This window comes from Nocardia sp. NPDC004278 (assembly GCF_053602975.1).
In genome coordinates this window covers 1-24645 of sequence record NZ_JBSGEQ010000052.1, presented here as the reverse complement: position 1 = coordinate 24645, position 24645 = coordinate 1, and the positions used below count along the sequence as shown (strand labels likewise).

Below are 24645 nucleotides of genomic sequence, written 5' to 3'. Positions count from 1 at the left end.
GTCAGATCCAGAACGGGCGGGCTGGAAGGCTTCCCGCCGGGGTTTCGAGTAGGCCCCCATCACTGCGGCCGGTCACCCAATCGAGCAGTCCGGTTGGGCTTCCGATGATCTCGATGGGCCCCCGATAGTTCCCGGGCCGGGTGCGCAGTGCCTGATCGGATCCGGTCGGTCGCAGCACGAGTGCGGGCCAGTCATCTCTGTGTCGCACCGCTCGTACCGCGTCGGCCAGCAGCTCGTCGATCAGATCCGTGGGCAGGTCTTCGAAGCGACCCCCCAGGTCCACGTGGTGAACGGTGACTTCACGCAGCCGCAGCCACACCAAGCGGGAGGCGGTGACCAGTTCCCCTGTGGGAGTGCGAACCAAGCGCCCCCAGTCCGCGGCGCGCAGCCCGGACACCGTCGTTGCGAGCCGTTCCGCCGAGTCGAGCGCGTCGGTGATCAGCACCGCGCCTGGCCGGTCCGCACCGGTGTCGATGGTCCATCGTCGGCCCGAATCGCGCCCGGTCAGCTGGTTGTTCACGCTGTCGGCGTGGTTCGCCACGTGGGTGACCAATGCCCCGGCGGTCCACCCGGGCAGGGCCGATTGCTCGTTGAAATCCGATTCCCAGTACTCGTCGATGGTCTCGAGCAGGCGTTTGGTCTCCGACTCGAGCCAATCGAGGAGCCGATCAGTGGACATCGGGCTGCGCTGCGCGTCTGGCCAGGTACTCGAAGCCGGCACCCAGCTGCCCCAGGTTCCAGATCTGATCACGTTTGAAGCGTGTCTCCTGCTCATCCGACCATACCTTCGATCCGCCTGCGGCCAGTGCGAGAAGTTGTGTGCGGCAAGCACGTTCGAGCAGTACCGCGTACATGACAGCGCTTGCGGCGTCGGGCCCGACCGTGACCGCACCGTGGTTGGGCATCAAGATGCCGTGCGCGTCACCGAGTGTCTCGGCGAGGGCGCGGCCCAGGTCCCGGGTCGCGATGAGAGCACCGGTTTCGGTGAAGCGAGGCAGCTGCGGATAGGTGAACGGCACCGCGTCGTGCGAAATCGGTTGCAGCTCGACGTCCATCGAAGCGAAGGCGGCGAGTGCGGGTGCGTGGGTGTGCACGACACAGCCCACATCCGTGCGCCGCGCCATGATCTCGGTATGGATGGGAAATTCGAGGTGGCGTTTCCCCTCCCCCGTCAGCACCGCACCGTCGGACGAGACGAGGTGGACCTTGTCTGCATCGATTTCTTCGAATCCCCAGCCGGAGGCCTTGATCCATACGCCCTTGCCTTCGGGGTCGCGGACCGAGGCGTGACCCCACACCATATCGCTGAGACCCGCGAAGGCGAGCGCACCACTGGCCTGGACCACCTCGCGCACAACGTCGTTCATCGGTTCTCCTATCCGACGCGGACCTGGTATAGCCAGTCCAGGTCGACGTAATGCTCGGTGGTGTCGCGGGCGAATACCCTGTTGCGCAGTTCTCGGACGATGGGGTCTTCGGTATGCCAGATCTCGCCCCACATGCGGGCAACCGACTGGATCTGGGCGGTGCGCGGAATACGCTCGGCCTGGTACGCCGCGAAGGCTTCGTCGACGTCACCGCTGTGCTTGACCATGAACCGGGTCAGGCTCTCGGCGTCCTCGATAGCCTGGCACGCGCCCTGGGCCAGGTATTGCAGCATCGGATGCGCGGCGTCGCCGAGCAAGGTAACCCGCCCGACGGTCCAGTTGGCCAGCGGCGCACGGTCGTACATCGGCCAGCGCTTCTCGCGTTTGAACTGGGAAATCGACCCGCGTACCTGCCCACAGGTGGTACCGAAGTGCTCGTCGAGCTCGTCGGGGGTGCCCCACTCCTCGGTCCCGGCGATGGCGGGATCGAAATGGTCGCTACGGAATACCGCGACCTGGTTATACAGGTCGCCTCCCCGGATCGGGTACTGCACGAGGTGCTTGTTCGGTCCGATCCAGACGATTTCGTCGTCGTTCTCGACGGGCGCGCTGACCTCGCTCATCGGGAGCGCACCGCGGTAGGCGACATACGCCGAGCAGATGGGGGCATCATCGGACAGCAACGTGCGGGTTTTGGACCACAGGCCGTCCGCGCCGACAACCGCGTCGCACACATACTGGGTGCTGTCTGCGAAATCGACCACCACCCTGTTGGTCTCGCGGTTGGCGATCCCGGTGACCGTTTTGTTGGTCTCGAGGGTGATATTCGCCTGCGCACGGCAGGCGTCGAGTAGCGCGTCGAGTAGGTCGCCGCGGTGCAGCACCGAGTAGGACTGTCCGTACCGGGCGACGAACCGGTCCGCGAGATCGACAGTGGCCAGGTGCTCACCGGAGTCGATGTCGAGGAAGACCAGGTTTTTCGGCCGGACCGCGATCCGCTCGATCGCACCGGCCAGCCCGAGCTGATCGAGGATCCGAATCGCGTTGGGCGCCAATTGGATACCGGCGCCGATTTCTCCGAACTCCGGGGCCTGTTCGACGATGTGCACAGCAAAGCCCGCCTGCGCCAGGGCCAGCGCGGTGGTCATACCACCGATGCCGCCGCCGATGATCAGAAAGGGAACACGCATGACCTACTCCTTGATCCATGAGGCCGCGAGCGGGGTGTCCACACCGACCGCGCCGAGTCCGACCGCGCCGCCGGGGTCGCCGAGGGCTTCTTCGCGACCGGGTAGCGGTAATGCGAAAAACGCAGCATTGTCCTGCTGCCAGGTCGGGTCGGTGATGTCCTTGGGGCTCTCGATCGCCGACACCGGGCATTCGGACAGGCAGTTGCCACAGTCGATGCATTCGTTCGGGTTGATGTATCGCTTGGTGAGACCCTCGTAGATGCAATCCACCGGACACATGTCGACGCAAGAACCGTCGAGTTCGTTGATGCAGGCGTCGTTGATGACATACGCCATGTCAGGCCTCCTCTCAGGCCAGTGGCCGGGGCCGGGTTCGGGTATCCGCCAGCTGGGGCGGCGTTTTCAAGCCACCTGCTGGGATGACATCTCGGTGGAGTGGCCGGGGAACAGGGCTTCTCTGGGCCGCAGAGTCACCGCGATGTTGTTGACGGCCGTGGCCGCCTCGCCGAATCCGACCGCGATCAGTTGCACTTTGCCGGGGTAGGTGGTGATGTCGCCGGCGGCGAATACGCGAGATCGACTGGTGGCCATGGTGGTATCGACTTCGATCTGTTTGTCGGTCATCCGCAGCCCCCACTGGGTCAGTGGGCCGAGCGCGGCGATATGACCGAGCGCGGGAATGAGGACGGTGGCGTCGAGTTGCTCGGTGGTGTCGTTGACGCAATCGCGCACCGTCACCGCGCGCAGGGAGCCGTTGCCGTGGACCTGGGCGATCTCACTGTTGATGATCATCCGCGCCGAGGTGGCCGACAGCTGAGCCAGCGCGCTTTCGTGTGCCCGGAAACGGTTGCGCCGATGCACGACGGTGACCGAGCGGGCATGCGAGACAAGAGAATTGGCCCAGTCCACCGCACTGTCTCCACCGCCGACGACGATCACGTGATCGTTTGCGTATCGCTCGGGCGAACCGACGACGTATTCGACGCCGTGCCCGGTGAATCCGTCCAATGCCGGCAGAGGCCGCGGGGTGAAGCGGCCGATACCCGCGGTGACCAGGACCGCGCCGGCATGGATGCGGGTGCCGGTCGCAGTGGTCATGATCAGCGAACCGTCAGGCTGGTCCTCGAGGGTGGTGGCCTCTTGATTCAGCAGAATGGTCGTGTCGGCGGTCGACGCCTGCTCGACCAGTCGATCGATGAGCTCTCGGCCGCGGATCGCCGGGAAACCCGCGACGTCGTAGATGTTTTTCTCCGGATACAGCGCGGCGGTCTGCCCGCCCAGATGCGGGAGACTGTCCACGAGGGTGACGTGCAGTCCGCGCAGGCCCGCGTAGTAACAGGCGAACAGCCCGGCCGGGCCGGCTCCGGTGATCAGCAGATCTGTTTCGATCATGGTCAGCTCCAGATCAACCCGTCGGTGGCGGGCTTCTCTTGGGCGAGGTCGGCGTACGCCCGCTGGGCGGCCGGATGTAGCGGGACCGGGGTCTTCGCCATCGTGGCCGGATCCAGGGGGTAACCGACCGGTGTGTGGTCGGGGGCCATATGCATGTACTGGGTCTCGAGGGCCTTGCGCTGCTGGACCATGCACCAGGTCGCCAGATAAGCGATGTCGTCGGGCAGATCGTCGCGGCACAACACCACCAGATCGGCGAAATCCAGTGTGCGCAGATCACTTTCAAGACCCGGGAGGTATCCGGCGTCGACAGTCACGGCGCCCCATCCGAGTTCGGCGAAGCCGTCGATGACTTCGTCTCCCCAGTCCAGGTAGCGCACCGGCCGCCGGTTGGCGATCTGCTGCCATACCGGCATCATGATCGCTTCGTTGATCAGCACATTCGCCTGGCCGATGGTGAAGGCGTGGAGTGCGGGAAACGGCCGCTCCCAGTATGCGAAACGGGCACCGTTGGCCACCAGCGTTTCCGGGGCCGCCCCGGCTAGCCGCAATCCGTGATGGGCGGCCATACCGATGGTGTTGATCCCGTCTTCCGCGCAGGTCGCGATAACGAGCTGGTCGGCCACCGTCGCGAGATCGGCCACCGTATGCACCGGCAGGCTCGCATCGACCGCGATGACCAGGCGGTCGCGGTGAGCGATCGAGCCCAGCGCCCGCAAGTTCGGCTGCGGGCCGACCCCGATCGGTCCCGATCCGTCGAAGACGAGCCGGACAGCCGCAGCCGGAGTCATGACGGTGATGTCGACCTCGCCCGCGAGTAGAGCATCGGTCTGATCGCGGCCGCCGCGTCCCGCCCAGGTGGCGAAACGTGAACCAACACCGGACCTGTCGCCGATCTCCTGGGCCAGCCACCCGCAGATGCGCGTCATATTCGCCTGGCCCCAGTCGGCCCGGAACTGCAGCGTGATGTCCCGCTCGATCCGAGGTTCGGCCGTCGCCCGCACTCCCGCTGTCATTCCGCGACCAGCGCGCTCAGACCCGCCTCATCCAGTGTCAGGTCGACCTCGGTAATGGAGTCGAACGGGAATCCGACCCGCTCGAACTCCTTCTCGACCGACGCCGCATCGCCCGCCTCGTACAGGGTCACGATGAACCCCGTATCGGTGTTGGCTTCCAGCCGCTTGAACGTCGCGTGCACGCCCTTGGCTACCTCGGGCCCGAAGCCCGCGACTTCCTCGGCTGACAGTCCGGGCGCCTGATGAAGACTCAGAAAGAGAGGCATGTCGTCTCCTATATTGGTGTCATGATGCGGAACACTGTGCCTCATCATGACATGTTGTAGGTCACACTGCAAGAAAGTTGCAGTGGGTAGTGGCCTATCCGGCGGCGACACAGATGCCACGGATGGCGATGGGCCGCCGAGGAGTGCGCGATCCAACCGTCGAGAACTTCCTCTTTCCGGCCACGCGGAGCGATCAGGACATCGAGCAGGGCGCACCGGCGACAGGGGCAACTCGGCCGCTCAATCGCGTCATCGGACCTCCGCTACACCCAAAGATCCTTAGGTCTCACAATGAGAAACAATGTTCCATATGGTGCCATGATGTGCGTCACATCACAAGAATTTCAGTTCCACTATGAGGGCCCATGTTCCCCATCATGGAATGCTTTGGATCACAAACCGGGTGGCGAATGGCGCGACCAGCGGAAATCGCACTGCCGTGGGATACCGTGAACTCATGAATGTCAATCGCCTCGATCAGCCAGGTAGCACCACCAAGCCTGCGCGAGTGGACAATTCGGATGAGGAATCCGACGAGCGACCCGCCGGCCTGATCGGAGCGGTCGACAACGTACTGCGCCTGCTGCGACTGTTCGAGAACAGCAAACAGCTTCGGGTCAACGAGGTCAGCCGCGAGATGGGTTTGTCCCGGTCGACCGTGCACCGGATGCTCTCCACGTTGAGCTACCACCAGTTCGTCGAACAGGACGAGTTCTCCCGGGCCTATCAGCCGGGACCGGCGCTGGTCGATATCGGACTGGCCGTCGTGCAGAACATGGACATCCGGGTGATCGCGCGCAGCGCGCTGACCAAGCTGTGGACCGAGACCAACGAGACGGTCCATCTGGCAATCCTGCGGGGACCCGAGGTGCTGTTCCTCGACAGCATCGAAAGTCAGCAGATCGTTCGCACCGGCAGCCGCATCGGCTGGACACTGCCCGCCCATGCGACTGCCAGCGGCAAAGCACTGCTGGCCGAACTCGACGAGGACGATCTACTGGCGCTGTATCCGAACGAGAAGCTCGAGGCGCCGACCGACACGGCAATCAACAGCAGAGCCGCCCTGATCACCCAACTGGCCGAAACACGCGACCGCGGCTACGCGATCAACAACGCCGAGAGCGAAACCGATGTCAGCGGAGTCGGCGCCGTCGTGCGCGACCGCGCTGGGCGGGCACGCGCATCGATCGCCGTGACAGCACCCCGTTCGCGCGTCGACGAGGAGTGGGTGACGACGACCGCCGCCGCCACCGTCCGTATCGCGAACGAACTCAGCGGCCGGATCGGGTAGCCGACAGCACTGCACGACCAACCACTTTCGGTGACCTTCGCGAACCATCGGGTTCATGCGGAGGTCACCGAACTCGTTTCACAGCACGCGGATTTCGATTGTTCTCAATTCGCCCCTCTCGGGCTCACCCCTTGCTAACCTACGGTTCGCGATGTGGATAACTGTTCCGCATCGCGCTACATAACACCGGCGGGCTAGCTGTGTGTCGTATCCATCCTGGTCGAACACCCGACTCGGTTCCCACTGAGATCGACCCGAGAGCAGACGCGACCATGAACGCAACGCCGACGAAAACGACCACCCTCACGGCAACGACCCCGACTGCCACCGCCCACCCCTCCTACCGGCTTGCACTGCTCTGTGCACTATCACTATGGGTTGCCCTATTCGGCCCGGCCTGGGCCTACGTTCCCGCCCAACCCCAAACGCAGATTCCCGCGATGAGCCCGAACTTCGCGGAGATGGCCGCAGCCGCCGGCCAAAGCCCATCCGGATTGCAGCAGGCGTTCTTCGGGTCGCTCGCCTGGGCGCTCGCGCTGATCACGACAATCCTGGCCCTGTTTGGCGACACGGTGGTCGAGCCGAATTCTCGGCGGCCTGTGCATTCTCGTGGGCTCGGCGGAACTGGTCCTGACCGCGTACGGAATCAAGGGCACCACCACCTGGTCCGCGGTCATCGACGGAATCGACACTATGCGGCTCGGCGGCGTGCTGCATCTATTCGGCCTTGTGCTGCTCATCCCCATTGGGGCTATCGCCTCTACATCGAAGTGACACAGAGGAATTCAGCTCATGACACTGAACGAACCCACACCCGCCGAAGTCGAGCAAGAGATCGTCGAACTATTGCGGATCGAGGAGATCGGAGCGCTCGCCGTCGTCGCCCCGGACGGCGCTCCGAATCGATCCGGTCGAGGCACTGTGGAACGACAATCGCGTGCGCATCCAGTGGCGCACGTTGGTCAGGTTCGATGCCGACGGTAAGCACGTCGCCGCGCTCGAGCCATATAGGAGTAAGGGCTGACGGACCACTGCGGCAAGTCTTGACGGTCGCTTGCCGACGATGGTGACAGTTGCTACTGTTGTCTCGTGACGCGGGTCACTGTTCCGCATTATGCGACATTCAGAAGGTTGCAGGCAGCAGCCACTCGGTCCGGACGTCATATCGGGGCGGGGCGCTGCCCCGTACCGGGCGTCACCACCTCACGTCCGGCCGCCCATGCGTGCCCGCCGGCCCATCCCTGAGATCGGCGGGCACGCACGAGGCACAGTTCGAAGGAGAATGATGTGAGCCAAGCCATCGAAGCCGCGGCAGCCATCCCCGAGATGACCGCCGGAAAGCGAATCCCGCCGCCCACGGGCAAGCGAGAACCGTTGAAGGTCAGCGTGTACGAGCGGATGGCGAAAGCCGGCGCCGAACTGGTCCCGATCTTCCCGTATGACGATGCGGGCGCGATGGTGCCGTGCGGCGCGCTCATGTACGGGGAACCGGGCAAGGATCACGGCCACTTCTTCCACGCCAACTCGGTGTCGGAGGTGACGGTGATCTTCGGCGCGAACGACGCGATGCTGCAGACCGGCCAGATCATGGCACTGCAGAAGTTCCACGGCGTGAATTCCTTTCTGCGTGACCAGGAGAACCCCGAAGCGTTCGTGCTGGTAACGGTCACCCAACTGCAGTCCGAGGAGGCCGGGCAGCAGGAAGCCATGGTCGCCAAGTGCCAGAGCTGCAAGAAGGAGATGCTTCGACACCAATACGATGCCGGCCCCGAAGGCGCACCGGACTTCGATCCGACCCGATTCGGCAAGGCCGACGATGTCTATCGACAGTTCTCCACTATGGTCGGATCCCACGAATTCGCGGCGATCCGCAACTCCGATGCCGGTCGCACCTGCGGCAATTGCGGGCACGTGAACACCGAATTCCCGGCCGACCCGTGGGGCTGGGGCCGAGTGGTCGAACAAACCCGGGTCGCCAATGCCGCCTATCACGCACTGCGCAAGACCGCGAAGGAACAGGGATAATCACATGTCGCGCCGACGTATGCTGTCAGCCTTCAAAACCGGTGCCACAGTTGGCAATTACGCCGATCTCGCGGTCCTGCCGATCGACGTCGACCCCCAACTGGTGCTCTCGAGGAACTGGGTCGACCAGCCGTTCTATCAGATCTTCGCCAAGGACACCATCATCGTCCAGATGTCGGGCTCGTCCCGAATCAGTATGCGCAACAGCAATGTCAACTACTTCATTGCTCAGGTAGGCGACAACGTATACGTCCCAGCAGGGACCCCGCACCGTATCGAGCCCATCGAAGAGGGCGTCATGCTGCGCTATGTCGCACTCGAAGCAGGACTTGTCGCCGCGGCCTGGTTCTGCCACACGTGCGGCGAGGAACTGCACCGCCTGGAATGGGAACACGACAATGACGCCGAAGCCGCACCCATCTACGCGAGCGCCTGCACCCGTTTCAGCGCCGACCTCGACGCCCGCACCTGCGGCACCTGCGGCACCGTAGCCGAACCGATCGACCTCGACATTCTCGGCTGGTCCGGACTCGTCGCCGCAGCCGTTCCCGCCGCGGGATAAGCATCCGATCCATTCCGGCTCCGCACTCATCCAATGCGGAGCGGTTCAAGCGCGCGACAAAATGGCCTGCCACAGAAAGTAATTCGACACTTGTTCACCGAAATTCTGACCGCTTACGGAAAGGCACGAGAACTCCGCAGCTGCGCCTTCGACTTCCGGGTCCGCCGAAAAGGCCTCAGTGAGGCGCAGTTCGGCGAACAGCTCGACAAGGCTGCCGTAGCTCTGGCCGGTGACTCCCGTTACCGCACAACGATTCTCGAACGCGTCGACAACGTATCGACACGAACACCGTCGAGGTGCGCACCCGCAGGTTCGGAGTTCGACGCGATTGTCGAAACCTGGGTCACCGATTTCGAATCCTCCGGCCTAGGCGAATTGGTGCGTGCGGCTTACGAACCGTTCGTCGACGCCGACCGCAGCACAACGATCCTGTCGATCGAATACGTCGCTGTGGACAGCGACCACACCGGAAACGAGGACTGATCATGTCGAATCTCGGGCACGCGGGCGCGATGTTGATGCTGCTGTTCGGTGGGCTCGCCACCGGCGGAATCTGGGTCATCGCCGTCGACCGGCTCGCGGTGTGGAACCGAATGTCGGTGGTCGAGTATGCGACCGACTTCCGGCGCACGTTGAAACACGTCGATCCGATGATGCCCATCTTCGTGTCGCTCTCCGGGCTCGGCGCGGTGCTGTTCTCCGCCCAGTCATCGGGTAGCTCGCGACTGTTCGGCTGGCTCGGCCTGTGCTGCCTGGCGGTGATCATGATCGGTTCGATCCTGTTCGGCGAACCGATCAACTCGAAGTTCCGCAGGCGCGCCGAGGGCACACCACCCGAGGGCGTCGAGGGGCTCCGCGCGTTCTGGCGGCGTTTCCATTTCGCCCGTACCGGCGTCGCGGTCGTGGCGCTCATCTTCCTCATTGCCGCGGTAATCGCCGCGCTGTGATCTCAAAGTGTTTCGGATAAGGGAGTTTTCGTGCAGGAGCGGATATACGACGTAGCGGTGGTCGGTGCCGGTCCGGTCGGGCTGGCGGTCGCGCGGATGCTGGGCCTGGCAGGTCATTCGGTGATCGTGCTGGAGCGCTGGCCCGCGCTGTACCCGCTGCCACGTGCGGTGCATTTCGACCATGAAATTGGGCGGGTGTTCCAGGCCATGGGTCTGCGCGGCGAGATCGAGGCCATTTCTGCCCCGGTTCCCGACCACTACGAATGGCGCAACCGCAACGGCGATTCGCTGGTTCGGATCGATTGGTCCGGGCTGGGCCCATCCGGGTGGCCGGTGGCGAACTTCTTCTCCCAGCCCGAACTCGAGCAGGTGCTCGGCGACGCGGTCGCCGCCATGCCGCAGGTAACGGTGCGGCGCGGCCGCGAGGTGATCCGGCTCGTCGCCGAACCCGACCAGTATGTGGTGCTCACCCACACCGGTGCGGACGGTGCCACCGCCCAGACCCACGCTCGGTATGCGATCGGCGCGGACGGAGCCAACAGTTTTGTCCGCGAACAGATGTCGACATCGATGCAGGATCTGGGGTTCTACTTCGACTGGCTGATCGTGGATACCATTCCGCAGGACGATCTGGTGTGGTCGCCGCAGAACTGGCAGCTCTGCGATCCCGTCCGGCCGACCACGATCGTCTCCGGCGGTCCGGGGAGGCGCCGATGGGAGTTCATGCGGCTACCGGGTGAATCGCTCGACGACCTGAACCGCAGCGACACCGCGTGGCGATTGATGGAGCCGTGGGGCCGCACCCCTGAGAACACTGTCCTGGAACGGCATGCGGTCTACACCTTTCAGGCGCGATGGGCCGACCACTGGAACGAAGGCAGGCTCTTCCTCGTCGGCGATGCGGCGCACAATATGCCGCCGTTCGCCGGTCAGGGCATGTGCTCGGGCATCCGTGACGCGGCCAACCTGAGCTGGAAACTCGATCGAGTTCTGCGCGGGCAATCGGATCCAGCGCTGCTGGACACATACACCAGCGAGCGACTCACCCACATCCAGCACGCGATCGCCATGTCGGTCGAGCTGGGCAAGGTCATCTGTGTGCTCGACGAAGAAGCCGCCGCGCAACGCGATGCTCGGATGATCGCTGGCAATGCCGATCCTGCTGTGGTGCTCCCGATTTCGGCTCAGCCGGTACTCGGGCCCGGCGTCGTGGCCACGGGTATCGACCTCCCCGAACTGCGTGGCACCTTGTCGCCCCAGTTCCGTGCCGAACTCGACGGTAGGACAGCCCTTCTCGACGACCTGGTCGGCGCGAACGCCGCCCTGTTGCTCACCACTGACACACAACTTCCCGAAATCCTCGGCGAGCAAGCCTGCGCCGAACTCACCGCGCTCGGGGTTCGGTTGATCGTCCTCGCGCCGTTCACACTCGCATCGACTGCGGTTCCGCCGATCGCCGCGGCCACCACACTGATCGATGCCGACGGCGAATGGCATTCCTGGTTCGCGCAATTCGGTGCGACCACGGCATTGGTACGCGCCGATCACTACATCTTCGGCGCCGTGCGCGACACGGCAGCCGTCGACGGCCTCATCTCCCAATACTCCCGGCACCTCCGAGCACACGTTCATCCATCGGCCGATCTGGCCACACAGGCAAGGAGCAATTGACATGCGTATCGCAAACCTCGGCGGCCGAGCCGTTCTCGTTCATGGACAGCAGGCCATCGATATCGCGACCGCGAGCGAAGGCCGATTCGGCCCCGGACTGTCCCCGATCTACGAGAACTGGGATGCGTTCCGGGCCTGGGCCGATGCAGCGGAACATTCGGACACCGGCGGTGTCGAGATCGATCGGCGCACCCTCGGCGCTCCGTCCCCCACGCCCCGCCAAACCTTCGCGATCGGCCTGAACTACAGCGCGCATGCCGCGGAATCCGGTTTCGAATCCCCGACCCGGATCCCGCCGGTCTTCACCAAGTTCGCCAGTAGCTTCAGCGGTCCTGACACCGAGGTCGTCATCCCGACCGGCGGAACCGTCGACTGGGAAGTGGAGTTGGTGGTGGTCATCGGCCGCACCGCGGCCAAGGTCAGCGAGGCCGACGCCTGGGAATACGTCGCCGGGCTCACCGCCGGGCAGGACATCTCTGAACGTTCCTCCCAGTTGGCCGGTCCCGCACCCCAATTCAGCCTCGGCAAGTCGTTCCCAGGTTTCGCGCCGATGGGTCCGTGGCTGGTCACCACCGATGAGCTCGACAATCGTGACGACCTGGAACTGGGCTGCACCCTCGACGGCGAGCAGATGCAGAAGGGCCGCACCCGCGAACTGATCTTCTCTGTGCCCAAGCTCATCTCCACGCTGTCGCACACCACCACCCTCTACCCGGGCGACATCATCTTCACCGGCACCCCCGCCGGTGTCGGCGTCGGCCGCGATCCCAAGCGGTTCATTCAGCCCGGCGAACGCCTGGACAGCTGGATCGAGGGCATCGGCGAACTGCACCAGACCTTCGTGGCCGAGTCGGAGAAGTAGGCCATGGCACTGCACGGACTTTCCCACGTCACCATCGGCGTCCCCAATCCGACCGAAACGATGGCCTACTACACCGATTTCGGGCTGACACCCCGCGGTGACGGCTGGTTCGCGACCCAAGACGGCGGCGATCAACTCGAGATCGTCCAGTCGGCCCATCGCCGCTTGGTCGAGCTCGGCATCGCCGCGGACGATGCCGACGACCTCGACGCCACCGCCGCCCGCCTGGGGCGGCTCGGCATACCGGTTCACTTGCGCACCAATGTACTTCGCGCGACCGAGCCGATCACCGGCTCGCAGATCAATATGAGTGTCACTCCGCGCATCATCCAGCCCCCTACACCGCCCACTCCCTACAATGGTCCCGGCCGTGTCGAGAGAACCGGAAAACGAGCTGGTTTCATCGATCGCACCGACCGGGTCCGGCCCCGCAAACTAGGGCATGCCGTCCTGGGCACCACCGACCTGGAAACCACCATGCGATTCTTCGTCGAGGGACTCGGTTTCAAGGCGAGCGACTACATCAAGGACCACGGCGCGTTCCTCCGTTGCTCCACCGACCACCACAATGTCCTGGTCCTGGCCGCCCCGGTGTGCTTTCTGCACCACACCTCCTGGCAGGTGGAGGATATCGACGAGGTCGGACGCGGAGCATTCGCGATGCTCGAGGACAACCCGGAACGCCACGTGTGGGGCCTGGGCCGTCACCACGCAGGCTCTAATTTCTTTTGGTACCTCAAAGATCCCGCAGGCAATTTCAGCGAGTACTACTCCGATATGGACTGCATCGTCGACGACCAACTGTGGAGCCCCGAAACCCTGGAAGGCGCAAAAGGTTTGTTCAATTGGGGTCCGCCGCCCCCGCCGTCCTTCCTGCACCCGGAAGATCTGGCCGCACTCATGACCGGAGCCCACAAAGCCCCCTGAGTGCGCCGACAACGATGACCGGCCCCGACGGTCACAACCCGGGCTCGTCCACCTCCACCGCATAAAGGTGGGTGGCCCGCAGCAAACGCGGACTCTGGCCGGTGACCACCACCGCGAGCGCACCGGATGCATGCAATTCTTCCGCGGGTAGTTACGCCCAGGAACGAGGCGACGGACGAGATCGCGATGTCGGGGACGCTGTCGTTCAGCATCGATCGCCGACCACCGCAGCAGTGAGATCCGCGAGTTGCTATCGCTGATGCGGTGCGTGCTCCTATTTCTCGTCGACGTCGCGGACTGCTCGTAGTGCCTGCTCATAGGCCCGAACCAGAGGACGCTGGTCGTTTGCGCGGCGGGCGAGCGCAAAAAGTAGCGGGGGTAGATCGCGGACCGGGCGGAAAGTTACCCCGCCGCGGTCGAGCAATGGGATGTCGCCCGCGGCGGTCAGGATCACGCCGAGGCCCGCCGCCAGAGCTTCGTTGACCTCATCGATACCGGCCACTTCGGCGCCGACGCGGGCCGGCCGCCCGGCTCGCTTCTCCGTTGCCAGCCAGTAGTCCCGCAGTGGTCCTGCCGCGTGCGGCAGCGCCAGGAACGGCTCGTTCAGCAGGTCCGCGAAGTCCAATGCCGTTGTGCCCACCAGGTGATGTCCGGGAGGCAGCGCGATCAGCCGGGGCTCCTCCGATACCACTGTGGTGGCGTAGCGCTCCGGATCCGGCAACGGGAGCCGAATGTACGCCAGATCGCTGCTGCCGTCCGACAGTCCGGCGGTCGGGTCCTGCCAGCCCACCTGACGTAACTTCAAGGTGACTTCGGGGTAGGCCGCAAGGAACCGCGACCGCACCGCCGGAAGCAGTCCGCCGCGCCCCGGGCTGGCCCCCATCCCGATCACGAGGGTGCTTCGCTGGGCCGTTCGCGCTTGCTCCACCGCCGCGGTCGCCGCGTCGAGTGCCGCCAGCACTGTCCGTGCGTGCGGGAGCAGTGCCTCACCGACGGGTGTCAGTATCACCCGCTGCGGATCTCGTGTGAAAAGTAGTGCGCCCAAATGTCTTTCGAGTGCCCGAATTTGCTTGCTCAGTGCCGGTTGCGACACATAGAGTCGTTCAGCCGCGCGCGTGAAGCTCAGCTCTTCAGCGACAGCCAGGAAGTAGCGCAGATCGCGTCCGTGCAGGTCCATAACCAATGGTTATCATGACAGGTCTTGGACGCGCCCCTGCACCGGCTGCACGCTGAAGAAGTGAACGCGATCTGGATTGTCACAGGCGCCAATTCCGGCTTCGGTCGGGCCATCACCGAGGCGGCAGTCGCCGCGGGGAATATTGTCGTCGCTGCCGCGCGGCGCCCCGAAGCCCTGGCAGACCTCGTCGCCGCCCACCCGGATCGGATCGAGGCGCTCGCTCTGGACGTCACCGATCAGACCGCGATTGCGACCGCTGTCGCGGACATCGCAGCCCGCTACGGCCACATCGACGTCCTGGTCAACAATGCCGGCCGCAGCCATATCGGAGCGTTCGAGGAGACCTCCGACGCGGAACTTCGGGATCTGTTCGAACTGCACGTCTTTGGGCCAGCCGCAATGGTACGCGCCGTCCTGCCGCATATGCGCGCTCAACGATCGGGAGCGATCGTCCAGGTCAGCAGCCTGCTCGGCCAGACCTCCCGAGCAGGCTTCTCCGCGTACAGCGGCAGCAAGTTCGCCGTCGAGGGCATGTCCGAGGCGCTGGCGAGCGAGGTCCGGCCGCTCGGCATCAAGGTGATGATCGTAGAGCCGGGGTCGTTCCGCACCAGTCTGCCCGGAAACACCACGCTCAGCTCCGAATTGTCCGACTACGCCGCCACGGTCGGTGGCATGCGCGCTGTCGTCGCTGCATCTGACGGACAACAGCCCGGCGACCCGGCCCGCGGCGCAGCCCTCATACTCACCGCCCTCGATGTCGATAGGACACTACTGCGACTCGCGCTCGGCGCCGATGCCGTCGACGGCATCCTCGCCCACCTCGACCAGGTCCGCGACGACATCGAAGCCTGGGAGGACGCCTCCCGCGAGTCCGCGTTCCAACGCTGCCGAGTTCTGCAATTCGGATGACATGTTGTTCGTGAAGAGGCGCAATGTACGGCGGACGAAACGCCCACGCAAGCACACACACTCACTCACTAGGCGAGGTGGTCAGCCACATCGCACAGACCTATGCCGAGGCGTGGTGGACCGTGATGCATTCGGCAAACGTCGAACTGCGACTCCAGGCGTGGTTTCACCTCGGCGAGGCGCGAGAGGGCTCCGCAGAAATGGTGAACGAAATACAAGCACGTATCTCCAGTTGCCGTTGGGAACCAGCCGAATATCCAGCGCTTGCTACTCCGGGATATGTCCATCTCGAGGTGGGGGTGCTCAGCACCCTAGCTGCCCGGCAACGGTGCCGATGGCGGAACACAACGGCGTGAACCTCGGGACGGAATCGACAGGCGATCGGTTTTCGGTCGGTCAGCGAGCGTAGCGATTCCGCCCGGGTCCCGATCCCCAAGCGGATCGTTCTAGTCAAGTGGTGGCCGGGTCTCAGCATCCGCTCGGCATCAGCGAGCGTCGCCTCCAACAGCGGGATCGCACGACCCAGATCCTCCGCCGACTCGTAGGCGCTGACCAGGTTGTTCCGTAATGCCAGCGTGGGCGTATCCCCGGTATCGGGTCATCGGGCGCTGAGGACGCGTGCCCACGGCTCGTCGATGTCGGCCAGACCCAGCACAGCGACCACGTTGTCGAGCATTCCGGCGCCGAACCAGCGCCGCACGGCGTCGTCGTCGCCGAGCAGCTGCCGAACGGTGTCGACCTGTTTGGCGTAGCACCGGCGCACGGCCTGCCCTACCAGCGGCTCGCCGGCGGCACAGTTCGCGTGCATGAGGAAACGCAGGATGGTCCGGTCCGCGACGAGCGCGGCGTAGGCGCCGCGCGCCGCATCCAATGCCGCGCCGGAACCAGCCGGCGCGGGCGAGTGCGCGACCAAGGTTTCCGTCATGACGACGGACACGTGGTCGACCGCGTTTCCGATCTGCGCCGCGCCACCGCCCGATTCCCTCAGGACCGCCGCCTTGCCGCGCTGATCGCTGATCTGAATGCGGGCAACGCCAGGTTCGCAGAACAATGGGCGACAGGAGAGGTGGCTGCCAATCGCGAGGTTCGCAAGACCGTCCGGCATCCGTCGGTGGGTCCGGTCACGGTGGACTGTGACGTGCTGACCGACGGCGATTCCGAGCTCAAGATCGTGATCATGACCGCTGTACCCGGCAGTGACGACGAGACCAAACTCCAGCTCACCACCGTCCTCGGAACGCACCCGCCGAGACAGGGTGAATTCCCCCGGTGAGTCCGGAGTCAGTGAGCACCAAACCCCGGGGCGCCGGGGCGATTCAGTGCCCGTCGCGGTCGTTCTGGCCCGACTCTTCCGCGCCCGATCCCGGTTCCGTTCCTCGATGCCGGTAGTGCCACGGGTCGGCCATCTTCGACATGGTGCAGGTCCGTAGGAACGCGACCAGGCACGCGGCCCGCCGGCTGCTCGGCCTGGTCCGCCGTCACGGCGCCGACGCCTGCCGCCGCGCCCTGGACGCCGAGGTGGTCGACGTCGGGGTCATCGACCGCATGCTCACCCGCGGCACCACCAGCGGGCAGCTGTCGCTGCTGCCACCACCGGCGCCGTCCCGGTACGTCCGTTCCACCACCGATTTCGCGGTCAGGAGGCCGTCATGAACACCCGCCGTCCCGCCGCGTCCCCGGCGGCCAAACCCATCGAGATCACTCCCGAGCTGAAGTCGCTGATGCGCCGGCTCAAGCTCGGCCAGCTCCTCGACATCCTGCCCGAACGGCTCGCTCTCGCCAGGTCGAATCGGTTGCCGCACCACGATTTTCTGGAGATGTTGTTCGCCGACGAGGTCGCCCGCCGCGACCGCCAATCCGAACAACGCCGCGCGCCAAGGTCGCCCACCTGGACCTACAGATGCACCTGCAGGCTTGGGACAATTCCACCGCGGTCACTTTCGACCGCGAGCTCTGGTCCGAGCTATGCTCGCTGCGGTTCCTCGCCGACGCCTACAACGTATTGATCATGGGGCCGGTCGGGGTTGGAAAGACGTTCCTGGCCAACGCATTAGGCCACATCGCGGTCCGCCGCAACCGCAGCGTCCACACCGAACGCGCCGACAAACTGTTCAAACGCCTACGCGGCGCACGCCTGGACGGCAGCTACGAAGACGAGATGCAAACTGCACCGCGTCGACCTGTTGATCATCGACGACCTCGCTCTGCATCGGCTCGAGGCGCCCGAGACCAACGACTTCTACGAGCTGATCGTCGAGCACCACCGCAAAGCCTCCACGGTGATCACCAGCAACCGCGAACCCCCGGAAATCCTGAAAAGAAGGTTTCTTCTACGCGCAGATGATGAGCCACCCGCCGACGGTGCCTGGCGTGCGGTACCCGGCCGCCGAGCCAGCGGCGCACCGTCTTCGGGTCGACCTGGCAGACATCGGCCAAGGACTTGGGCACGATCCCCCGTTGGTGGAGCACGGACTGAAGCCGGACATTCACGCTGTCAATAGAACCCAACGGATGGGTCGCCGAGCAAGTGCACCCTGATGCGTATCCGTCGGCCCCGCGCACGCGGGGATGGTCCGTGGATGTCGAGCGAACCTTGCCACCGGGAGGAACACGCAGACGCACGGCGGAATCTTCGTCTACGTCCCGATGGCGCGTAATCTCCCGCCGGTCGACCGCGTCCCGCGCTACGCCGAGCGCAGCCGGATCTGCTCGCACACCTCCTTGGAAAGCAGCGCCTCATGCACCAGTAGGTCGGAGAACACTAGCCGCCGGCTCTCGGGCCGAGACGGTTCCGGCAGGGCACAGGATCACTTACCTCGTGTTCGGCGAATGAGCGGCATAACTCGGTGCACTGAAAGACAAGATACGGGCGTGTCGATCCGCGAATTCTCGGACGTGGATCGGCTGCGGAGCGCCGGCCGCCGCGCGCTGCCTCGCGATCTCGGCGATCCGGAATTCGAGTAGGAGCGCCCCTGGTGCCCCGGTTGGACACCCGGTGGCGTCAGCCTGCGCCGTCGAGCTGGCTGGAAGACGGACTGGTTCTCTGCCTCAGCAGGTGTCAATGCGCCGTCTGACCCTGTCCTCTCATCGCACTGGTCAACGCGGTCCGTGCCAGATCGCGTAGCCAGATGTGTGCGGGGTCGGTGTCATAGCGCTGATGCCACGACAGGTACGCCGGGGCCGGCGGCAGGTCCAACGGGAGCGGGAGCAGGACCAGGCCGAGATCTGCGGCGGCCGAACGCGCCGTGGATTCGGGGGCTGTGACGAGGAGGTCGGAGCCTCGCACGAACTCGAATGCGGCTCTTTCGGTGGGCGCGGTCGCCACCACACGTCGGGTGAGGTCGAGCCGCGCGAGAGCGTCGTCGATGATGTTGCCGAGCCTTCCGCGCCGCGAGACGGTGATGTGCTCGTCCGCGGCGTACCGCGCGGCGGTGACGGTCTCGACACGGGTGAGCGGGTGCCCCCGCCTTACGACGATGACGTGCTGGGTCTCGGCCACCCGATCGGCGCGAATCTCGGGTGCGGTCGGGCGGTCCGCGTTCGCGGCGAGGTCGACCTCGCCGCGACGCAACTCGGGGGTGTCGATGCTCGATTCCGCGATGAAGCGCAGACGCACGCCCGGCGCCTGCTCGCGCACGGCAGCGAGAAGGGTGGGACCGCTGAGGGCGACCAGTGCGTCGTGCCAGCGGAGCGTGAAGGTGCGCTCGAGCGTCGCGAGGTCGAGTTCACGGCTTGGCGCCAACACGCCCTGGACCTGCCGCAGCAGGTCGTGCACCTGTTCCCGGACGGCGAGCGCGTATGGCGTCGGGGTCATCGTGCGCCCTGTGCGTACCAGGATCTGATCCCCCGTCGTGCGCCGTATCCGGCCGAGGCTTCGGCTCATCGCGGGGGCGGTGACGTGCAGGCGGTCGGCCGCGCCGGCCACGCTGCCTTCCTCCAGGAGAGCGTCGAGTGCGGCGAGCAGATTCAAATCCAATTGCATGGGAGTCATTCTATTCGTGCTTTACATGCACTTGAAGTTAATGGTGGCTCCTCCTACCTTCGAGATGCGGGCGCAAAAGACCACGGTTCTCGCCCGGCTGACCTCATCACCCCCTGCTCAGAGAGGAGCACCCGCCATGCCCGAGTCGATTCGGAACACCGGTGTTGCCACAGCCGCCGGCTCCGCCTCCGACGCCGACCTGCTCGCACAGACCGAGATCGCTGTACGCACGGCGAGTTCGGCACTGCGGGAGCGCTTCGGCGACGTGGTCCGGTTCCGGACCCGTGACGAGCTGATGGGCGCGCTCGCCGCCAACGACGACACGGTTCTCGAAATCCTGCGCCCCCGCCTCGAAGCCCTCCGCCCGGACGCCCGCTGGGTGGAGGAGGAGCTGGACGGCGGCGCTCTGCCGGCCGGCGAATGGTGGGTCGTGGATCCGGTCGAAGGCAACATCAACCACCTGCACGCCCTGCCGGAGTGGGCGGTGACCGCCACCCTCGTGCACGATAACCAGCCGGTGCTCACCGCGGTCCACCTGCCGCTGACCGGCGAGACCTACACCGCGCTCGCCGGCGCCGGCGCCCACCTCGACGGCCGGCCGCTGCATGTGTCGGGGACCACGGACCTCGGGCTGAGCATCGTGGCCACGAGCCAGGCCAGGCCGGACGAGGACGAGACCGTCGTGCGGCGCGTCGGCTCCTCGATCACCGAGATGCTCACCGACGCGCTCGTGGTGCGGACAGCCGTGCCCGCCACCCTGCACCTGCTGAACGTGGCCGCCGGCCGGATCGACGCCTTCTGGCAGTTCGCCGGGGCCCGCGCGGACCTGCTTCCCGGTGCGCTGCTCGTCGCCGAGGCCGGCGGACGGATCTCCACCGCCGATGGCCGCCCCTGGACCCCGGAGAGCGACAGCTTCCTGGCAGCGGCGCCCGGCGTGCACGCCGATGCGGTCGCCACGCTCTCCCGCTGACCACCGACCAGAACAGAAAACACAGAAAACCCAGGAGGACCTTCACCATGAGCAAGATCACCATCCTCGGCGGCGGCCGCGTCGGCGGCGGCCTGGCCACCGCCCTCACCCGGGCCGGGCACGAAGTGACCGTGGCGGACCGCTCGCCGGGCGCTGCCGCCGACGCTGCCCGGACAGCGCAGATCGTCATCAACGCCACGCCAGGCGCCGGCTCGCTGGAGCGGCTCGCCGCGCTGCGCGAGGAACTGGGCGGCAAGATCCTCGTAGACGTCTCCAACGCCACCGTCGACGGACCGGACGGACTGCCCGCCGACCTGCTCTACCCCGGCTCGAGCCTCGCGGAGCAACTCCAGGAGGCGCTCCCCGAGACGCACGTCGTCAAGACGCTCAACACGATGCTTTACTCGGTGATGACCGCGCCCGCCGCGCTCACCCAGACGCCAACCGCGTTCCTCTCCGGCAAGGACCCGGAGACCAAGCAGGTCGTCCGCGGGCTTCTCGCGGACCTCGGCTGGCACCAGGAGTGGATCACCGACCTCGGCGGGATCGCGACCGCGCGGGCTGCCGAGGCCGCGATCTTGTTCGTACCGCACGTGATCCGATCCAGCGGATTCACGCCCTTCGCGATCTCGATCGCTCGCTGATCCGCATAGAGCGCCTCGGGCAACTGCGTCGGCACGGACAACTCCCGCCGACGCCCGTGGTCAGGTGCGTGCTCCATTCGGGTCTGCCGACTCGGCGGCGTGATACGGTACGGAACGTGTCGTATCTAAACCGTGCCGGCTCCCCGGCCGAGCAAGGGGCGCGTCGCGGAGGTCGCCCTCGCGATGATGCACGCGAGGGCGAGATCCTCGAGGTGGTGAACGCCCTCCTGGCTGAGCGCGGCTATGAAGGAGTCACCTTCGAAGAAGTCGCCCGTCGGGCAAGCGCGTCGAAGGCCACTCTCTACCGGCGATGGAAATCCAAGCGGGATATGGTCGTCGCCGCACTGAAGGCGGGTCCCGCTCGCCGCGAGGGCCCGAATGACATCAACACGGGCAGTCTCCGCGGCGACCTGATCGCGTTGTGTCGACGACTGATCACGACGATGCGCTCGACGGACAGCCAAACCGCGCTGTTGCTGCTGCAATCAGGCCTCGAGGATCCCGAGCTCTGTGAGGCGATCGAACAGGCCGTCGGACCGACCGGCGCCCGATTGCCCACCTCGGTGATCGAGGCTGCCGTGCTGCGCGGCGAGCTGCCCGAAGATGTCGATCCGTTCCCCTTCGAAGAGGTGGCCGGAGCAGTGCTGCTGCTACGGCGGCTCAATGGCCTCGCCACCGACGACGACTATCTCGAGTCGCTCGTCGATTCCATCCTGATCCCCGCCCTACGGGCTACATCTCCCCGCCCGCGAGGGCTTCCTGCCGGGATCTTCTCCGGACGCCCGTCCCTCCAATCGACCCCTGACCTGTGAAGGAGACTCACGACCATGCCAGCCATCGACGGATTCCGATACCAGACACTGCCTGGCGAGGGGGTCGAGCTGAACGTCGCAGTCGCAGGGACAGGGCCGGCAGTCATCCTGCTGCACGGCTTTCCGCAGACGCACTACATGTGGCGCGAAGTAGCTCGCCAGCTCGTCGGTGAACACACGGTCATCGTTGCGGACCTGCGCGGCTATGGCGAAAGCGGAAAGCCGCCGGAGGACGGTCCGCACACATACTCCAAGCGGACCATGGCCAACGACATCGTGCGGGTAGCCAGGGCCCTCGGTCATCACAGGTTCGGTCTGGTGGGCCACGATCGGGGCGCCCTCGTCGGCGTCCGCGCGGGTCTTGATCACCCGGAAGCGGTGCAGTATCTCGGGATCCTCGACGTGCTGCCCACCCTCGACACCTGGGACGTGTTGCGTGGCGTCGACGCGAAGGTCGCCTGGCACCTGTATTTGATGGCCCAGCCGGTTGGCTTGCCGGAGAAGATGATCAAAGCAGCAGCAGAGGAGTTCTTCGCCTCATTCCTCGACGCGTGGGACACCGACGGCGCGACCTTCACCCCTGAAGTCCGACGGCACTACATCGATAGCTCTGTCAGGGCCGTGGACTCCATCGTTGCCGACTACCGTGCCACCTCGAGCATCGACCTGAGCATGGACCGCGAAGATCGCGCCGCGGGAAAGCAACTGCAGATGCCGGTGGGCGTGATCTCTCAGGACTGGGGTGCGCAGCTGGGATTCGACGCCGCAGCGCTCTGGCGAGCATGGGCACCCGAGGCGACCTACGAGCCGATCAACGCCGGTCACTTCATGGCCGAGGAGAAACCCGAACAGATAGCTCGCTTCATTCGTGCCCTGTCTGCACGCGGCCGAGACTGATTCCCGCCGGGCAATTCCAGCGGGCGAGTGCGACGCGTAGCGGACTTGCAGGCCGCCCTGGCTGGCGATGACGGCGTCTTGCTCGGCGAAGGTACTCGATGTTGTCCGAATTCGCGCGAATCCTTCGGCGGACTCGAAGTCTCTTTTGTATGTGCCGACGATCCGGCTCGGCACAGGGCTGGAGGTCACGGAAGAGGGCCGGACATCTGAAGGGCCGGCAAATCGGTCGCCGAAGTACTGACTCGAGCAACCAGCGAGCCCAGCAGGGCACTCGGGTCGGGGTGGCTCTGCGGTGCAGCTGCGGGGTCACCCCTCATCGAAGAGATAAAGGACGTCACATGAATCTGACCGACTACATCGATCGCGGCGCCAGGGTCGCGCCGACGGCTCCGTGTATGACACTGCCCGACGGTACGACGTTGAGCACCCATGCCGAGTTCCATCGGCTCACCCACCGCATCGCCGCCGCGTTGCTCTGCGATGGTTTGGAACCTGGTGAGCGGGTCGCGATCTTCAGTCCGAACGACGCTGATGCGTTCGCCTGCATCGTTGGCGCAATACGTGCCGGCGGGGTGTGGATACCGGTGAACGTGGCCAGCCGTGGGGCCGAGATTGCCGGCTTCCTGAATCTGACCGGCTGCACCCGGCTGATCTACCACAGCAGCCTCGCCGCCCACGTTTCCCTTTTGTTGGAACTCGTTCCGTCGATCGTCACGGTGGTCTCGATCGGCCCCGGCCGCCCTGGAGATCCGGTCCTGTCCGACTGGATTGCTCCGGAAGACACGTGCGCGCCCGACCTGCCCGCCGACCCCGCTCGGATCACGGTGCTCGCGTCGACCGGCGGAACCACAGGCACTCCGAAGGCGGTGCCGGTCAGCAACCGGCAATTGCTGCTTATGTGTCTGGCGAACAACGTGTACTTCCCCGAGCCGGGGCGACCCCGCTACATCTGCGCAACGCCGATGACGCACGCCGCAGGCATCGTGGCGTTCCCAGTGCTCGCCGAGGGCGGCCGAGTGATCATTCACCAGGGCGTGAAGCCGAAGGAGATTTTCGACTCGATCCGCGTCAATCGGGCGACGAGGATCCTGCTTCCCCCCACTGCGCTCTACGCGCTTCTCGGACACCCCGAGGTCCGGGCACAGGACTTTTCCTCCTTGCGTTATTTTCTCGTCACCGCGGCGCCGATCGCGCCCGAACGCCTAGCCGAAGCAGTCGAGGTATTCGGCCCGGTGATGACTCAGGTATTCGGCCAGACCGAGGCTCCGCTCATGTGCACCGTCCTCACGACCGATGAGACAGCCGACGCGGTATCCGAGCCCACCCATCGAGGTCGGCTCGCCTCATGCGGGCGTCCTACGGTCGTCGCGCGCGTAGAGATCATGGGCGAGGACGGCACGCTGCTCGGGCCGGGCAAGCAAGGAGAGATCGTGATCCGCTCCGACCTCGTCTTCGACGGATACTGGAACAACCCCGAAGCCACCGCGCAGACCCGCCGCCCGGGCGGATGGCATGGCACAGGCGATATCGGCCTACGCGACGCAGACGGATTCGTCTACATACTCGATCGCAAAAAGGACATGATCATCACCGGAGGGTTCAACGTATTTCCCTCCGAAGTCGAGGCCGTCCTACACACCTTCCCCGGCGTGATGGACTGCGCGGTCATCGGCATCCCCGACGAGAAATGGGGCGAAGCCGTCACCGCCGTCATCGAACCCAAGAACAACGCCGACAT

27 protein-coding genes and 1 pseudogene are annotated in these 24645 nt (G+C 65.3%); 18 read left to right on the top strand and 10 right to left on the bottom strand.

Annotated elements, in window-relative coordinates:
* Position 1: 1 nt before the first annotated feature.
* From ACWEO2_RS40740 to ACWEO2_RS40710, 7 genes are all read right to left on the bottom strand, one after another.
* Positions 2 to 679 (bottom strand): maleylpyruvate isomerase family mycothiol-dependent enzyme, encoded by a 678-nt coding sequence (locus ACWEO2_RS40740; protein ID WP_452410268.1) that lies wholly within the window; start codon positions 677 to 679, stop codon positions 2 to 4.
* Positions 669 to 1367 (bottom strand): class II aldolase/adducin family protein, encoded by a 699-nt coding sequence (locus ACWEO2_RS40735; protein WP_452410267.1) that lies wholly within the window; start codon positions 1365 to 1367, stop codon positions 669 to 671. Before ACWEO2_RS40735 ends, ACWEO2_RS40740 begins: the two co-directional genes overlap by 11 nt.
* 8 nt (positions 1368 to 1375) lie before the next feature.
* Positions 1376 to 2557: an FAD-dependent monooxygenase gene (locus ACWEO2_RS40730; protein ID WP_452410266.1), complete on the bottom strand. Its 1182-nt coding sequence runs from the start codon at positions 2555 to 2557 to the stop codon at positions 1376 to 1378.
* 3 nt (positions 2558 to 2560) lie between these two features.
* Positions 2561 to 2893 carry an indolepyruvate ferredoxin oxidoreductase subunit alpha gene (locus ACWEO2_RS40725; protein WP_452410265.1) on the bottom strand — a complete coding sequence of 111 codons (333 nt, stop codon included), beginning with the start codon at positions 2891 to 2893 and terminating at the stop codon, positions 2561 to 2563.
* A gap of 66 nt (positions 2894 to 2959) precedes the next feature.
* Complete coding sequence (locus ACWEO2_RS40720; RefSeq protein WP_452410264.1) at positions 2960 to 3949, bottom strand: NAD(P)/FAD-dependent oxidoreductase; 990 nt, start codon at positions 3947 to 3949, stop codon at positions 2960 to 2962.
* Positions 3950 to 3951: 2 nt separating this feature from the next.
* A complete protein-coding gene (locus ACWEO2_RS40715) occupies positions 3952 to 4965 on the bottom strand; it encodes a TAXI family TRAP transporter solute-binding subunit (protein ID WP_452410263.1) in 1014 nt (337 codons plus the stop codon).
* A complete protein-coding gene (locus ACWEO2_RS40710; protein ID WP_364483018.1) occupies positions 4962 to 5231 on the bottom strand; it encodes a nickel-binding protein in 270 nt (89 codons plus the stop codon). The genes ACWEO2_RS40715 and ACWEO2_RS40710 overlap by 4 nt, the downstream gene beginning before the upstream one ends.
* Before the next feature lie 457 nt (positions 5232 to 5688).
* On the opposite strand from ACWEO2_RS40710, the gene ACWEO2_RS40705 reads away from it, so the two are divergent.
* The 9 genes from ACWEO2_RS40705 (at position 5689) to ACWEO2_RS40665 (ending at position 13516) form a co-directional block, all read left to right on the top strand.
* Positions 5689 to 6522: an IclR family transcriptional regulator gene (locus ACWEO2_RS40705; RefSeq protein ID WP_452410262.1), complete on the top strand. Its 834-nt coding sequence runs from the start codon at positions 5689 to 5691 to the stop codon at positions 6520 to 6522.
* Between the two features lie 561 nt (positions 6523 to 7083).
* The gene (locus tag ACWEO2_RS40700) at positions 7084 to 7296 is read left to right on the top strand and encodes a hypothetical protein (protein WP_452410261.1); all 213 of its coding nucleotides are present in this window, start codon (positions 7084 to 7086) and stop codon (positions 7294 to 7296) included.
* Positions 7297 to 7809: 513 nt separating this feature from the next.
* Complete coding sequence (locus ACWEO2_RS40695; protein ID WP_452410260.1) at positions 7810 to 8547, top strand: hypothetical protein; 738 nt, start codon at positions 7810 to 7812, stop codon at positions 8545 to 8547.
* A gap of 4 nt (positions 8548 to 8551) precedes the next feature.
* Positions 8552 to 9109, top strand: coding sequence for a hypothetical protein (locus tag ACWEO2_RS40690; protein WP_452410259.1), 558 nt, complete (start codon positions 8552 to 8554; stop codon positions 9107 to 9109).
* Positions 9110 to 9199: 90 nt separating this feature from the next.
* Positions 9200 to 9592: a hypothetical protein gene (locus tag ACWEO2_RS40685; RefSeq protein WP_452410258.1), complete on the top strand. Its 393-nt coding sequence runs from the start codon at positions 9200 to 9202 to the stop codon at positions 9590 to 9592.
* Positions 9593 to 9594: 2 nt separating this feature from the next.
* Entirely contained in the window at positions 9595 to 10056 is a 462-nt protein-coding gene (locus ACWEO2_RS40680; protein ID WP_452410257.1) for an anthrone oxygenase family protein, read from the top strand.
* A 30-nt stretch (positions 10057 to 10086) separates the two neighbouring features.
* Positions 10087 to 11727 carry a bifunctional 3-(3-hydroxy-phenyl)propionate/3-hydroxycinnamic acid hydroxylase MhpA gene (gene mhpA / locus ACWEO2_RS40675; protein WP_452410256.1) on the top strand — a complete coding sequence of 547 codons (1641 nt, stop codon included), beginning with the start codon at positions 10087 to 10089 and terminating at the stop codon, positions 11725 to 11727.
* Position 11728: 1 nt separating this feature from the next.
* Positions 11729 to 12589, top strand: a complete 861-nt coding sequence (locus tag ACWEO2_RS40670; protein WP_452410255.1) for a fumarylacetoacetate hydrolase family protein — start codon at positions 11729 to 11731, stop codon at positions 12587 to 12589.
* A 3-nt stretch (positions 12590 to 12592) separates the two neighbouring features.
* Positions 12593 to 13516, top strand: a complete 924-nt coding sequence (locus tag ACWEO2_RS40665) for a VOC family protein (RefSeq protein WP_452410254.1) — start codon at positions 12593 to 12595, stop codon at positions 13514 to 13516.
* A gap of 274 nt (positions 13517 to 13790) precedes the next feature.
* Here the strand turns inward: ACWEO2_RS40665 and ACWEO2_RS40660 are convergent, their stop codons facing one another.
* Positions 13791 to 14693, bottom strand: coding sequence for a LysR family transcriptional regulator (locus tag ACWEO2_RS40660; protein ID WP_452410253.1), 903 nt, complete (start codon positions 14691 to 14693; stop codon positions 13791 to 13793).
* 24 nt (positions 14694 to 14717) lie between these two features.
* Here ACWEO2_RS40660 and ACWEO2_RS40655 point away from each other — a divergent pair, with 24 nt between their 5' ends.
* Positions 14718 to 15602, top strand: a complete 885-nt coding sequence (locus ACWEO2_RS40655; RefSeq protein ID WP_452410252.1) for an oxidoreductase — start codon at positions 14718 to 14720, stop codon at positions 15600 to 15602.
* A gap of 598 nt (positions 15603 to 16200) precedes the next feature.
* Here ACWEO2_RS40655 and ACWEO2_RS40650 read toward each other — a convergent pair.
* Positions 16201 to 16410: a hypothetical protein gene (locus tag ACWEO2_RS40650; RefSeq protein WP_452410251.1), complete on the bottom strand. Its 210-nt coding sequence runs from the start codon at positions 16408 to 16410 to the stop codon at positions 16201 to 16203.
* Between ACWEO2_RS40650 and ACWEO2_RS40645 the strand changes: the two genes are divergently transcribed.
* The 3 genes and pseudogenes from ACWEO2_RS40645 to ACWEO2_RS40635 form a co-directional block, all read left to right on the top strand.
* The gene (locus ACWEO2_RS40645; protein WP_452410250.1) at positions 16405 to 16875 is read left to right on the top strand and encodes an MmyB family transcriptional regulator; all 471 of its coding nucleotides are present in this window, start codon (positions 16405 to 16407) and stop codon (positions 16873 to 16875) included. The two genes, ACWEO2_RS40650 and ACWEO2_RS40645, sit on opposite strands and share 6 nt — an antisense overlap.
* A 140-nt stretch (positions 16876 to 17015) precedes the next feature.
* Complete coding sequence (locus tag ACWEO2_RS40640) at positions 17016 to 17255, top strand: hypothetical protein (protein ID WP_452410249.1); 240 nt, start codon at positions 17016 to 17018, stop codon at positions 17253 to 17255.
* Positions 17252 to 17917: pseudogene (locus tag ACWEO2_RS40635) on the top strand (ATP-binding protein); the annotation flags it as partial. The gene ACWEO2_RS40640 and the pseudogene ACWEO2_RS40635, both read left to right, overlap by 4 nt.
* Before the next feature lie 743 nt (positions 17918 to 18660).
* Here the strand turns inward: ACWEO2_RS40635 and ACWEO2_RS40630 are convergent.
* A complete protein-coding gene (locus ACWEO2_RS40630; protein ID WP_452410248.1) occupies positions 18661 to 19584 on the bottom strand; it encodes a LysR family transcriptional regulator in 924 nt (307 codons plus the stop codon).
* Positions 19585 to 19720: 136 nt separating this feature from the next.
* Here ACWEO2_RS40630 and ACWEO2_RS40625 point away from each other — a divergent pair, with 136 nt between their 5' ends.
* The 5 genes from ACWEO2_RS40625 to ACWEO2_RS40605 form a co-directional block, all read left to right on the top strand.
* Positions 19721 to 20554: an inositol monophosphatase family protein gene (locus ACWEO2_RS40625; protein WP_452410247.1), complete on the top strand. Its 834-nt coding sequence runs from the start codon at positions 19721 to 19723 to the stop codon at positions 20552 to 20554.
* Positions 20555 to 20601: 47 nt separating this feature from the next.
* Positions 20602 to 21198, top strand: a complete 597-nt coding sequence (locus ACWEO2_RS40620; protein WP_452410246.1) for an NADPH-dependent F420 reductase — start codon at positions 20602 to 20604, stop codon at positions 21196 to 21198.
* Between the two features lie 215 nt (positions 21199 to 21413).
* Positions 21414 to 22010 carry a TetR/AcrR family transcriptional regulator gene (locus ACWEO2_RS40615; RefSeq protein WP_452410245.1) on the top strand — a complete coding sequence of 199 codons (597 nt, stop codon included), beginning with the start codon at positions 21414 to 21416 and terminating at the stop codon, positions 22008 to 22010.
* Between the two features lie 15 nt (positions 22011 to 22025).
* A complete protein-coding gene (locus ACWEO2_RS40610) occupies positions 22026 to 22907 on the top strand; it encodes an alpha/beta fold hydrolase (protein ID WP_452410244.1) in 882 nt (293 codons plus the stop codon).
* 338 nt (positions 22908 to 23245) lie between these two features.
* Positions 23246 to 24645: class I adenylate-forming enzyme family protein (locus ACWEO2_RS40605; RefSeq protein ID WP_452410243.1), on the top strand; the 1400-nt coding region annotated here is incomplete at its 3' end.

Coding starts and splice junctions, on each gene's coding strand:
- ACWEO2_RS40650 (WP_452410251.1), bottom strand. CDS start 16,410: ATGCACGCGAACTGTGCCGCCGGCGAGCCGCTGGTAGGGCAGGCCGTG.
- ACWEO2_RS40660 (WP_452410253.1), bottom strand. CDS start 14,693: ATGGACCTGCACGGACGCGATCTGCGCTACTTCCTGGCTGTCGCTGAA.
- ACWEO2_RS40730 (WP_452410266.1), bottom strand. CDS start 2,557: ATGCGTGTTCCCTTTCTGATCATCGGCGGCGGCATCGGTGGTATGACC.
- ACWEO2_RS40735 (WP_452410267.1), bottom strand. CDS start 1,367: ATGAACGACGTTGTGCGCGAGGTGGTCCAGGCCAGTGGTGCGCTCGCC.
- ACWEO2_RS40725 (WP_452410265.1), bottom strand. CDS start 2,893: ATGGCGTATGTCATCAACGACGCCTGCATCAACGAACTCGACGGTTCT.
- ACWEO2_RS40625 (WP_452410247.1), top strand. CDS start 19,721: ATGCCCGAGTCGATTCGGAACACCGGTGTTGCCACAGCCGCCGGCTCC.
- ACWEO2_RS40715 (WP_452410263.1), bottom strand. CDS start 4,965: ATGACAGCGGGAGTGCGGGCGACGGCCGAACCTCGGATCGAGCGGGAC.
- ACWEO2_RS40720 (WP_452410264.1), bottom strand. CDS start 3,949: ATGATCGAAACAGATCTGCTGATCACCGGAGCCGGCCCGGCCGGGCTG.
- ACWEO2_RS40680 (WP_452410257.1), top strand. CDS start 9,595: ATGTCGAATCTCGGGCACGCGGGCGCGATGTTGATGCTGCTGTTCGGT.
- ACWEO2_RS40705 (WP_452410262.1), top strand. CDS start 5,689: ATGAATGTCAATCGCCTCGATCAGCCAGGTAGCACCACCAAGCCTGCG.
- ACWEO2_RS40665 (WP_452410254.1), top strand. CDS start 12,593: ATGGCACTGCACGGACTTTCCCACGTCACCATCGGCGTCCCCAATCCG.
- ACWEO2_RS40710 (WP_364483018.1), bottom strand. CDS start 5,231: ATGCCTCTCTTTCTGAGTCTTCATCAGGCGCCCGGACTGTCAGCCGAG.
- ACWEO2_RS40620 (WP_452410246.1), top strand. CDS start 20,602: ATGAGCAAGATCACCATCCTCGGCGGCGGCCGCGTCGGCGGCGGCCTG.
- ACWEO2_RS40640 (WP_452410249.1), top strand. CDS start 17,016: ATGGTGCAGGTCCGTAGGAACGCGACCAGGCACGCGGCCCGCCGGCTG.
- ACWEO2_RS40690 (WP_452410259.1), top strand. CDS start 8,552: ATGTCGCGCCGACGTATGCTGTCAGCCTTCAAAACCGGTGCCACAGTT.
- ACWEO2_RS40740 (WP_452410268.1), bottom strand. CDS start 679: ATGTCCACTGATCGGCTCCTCGATTGGCTCGAGTCGGAGACCAAACGC.
- ACWEO2_RS40670 (WP_452410255.1), top strand. CDS start 11,729: ATGCGTATCGCAAACCTCGGCGGCCGAGCCGTTCTCGTTCATGGACAG.
- ACWEO2_RS40630 (WP_452410248.1), bottom strand. CDS start 19,584: ATGCAATTGGATTTGAATCTGCTCGCCGCACTCGACGCTCTCCTGGAG.
- ACWEO2_RS40610 (WP_452410244.1), top strand. CDS start 22,026: ATGCCAGCCATCGACGGATTCCGATACCAGACACTGCCTGGCGAGGGG.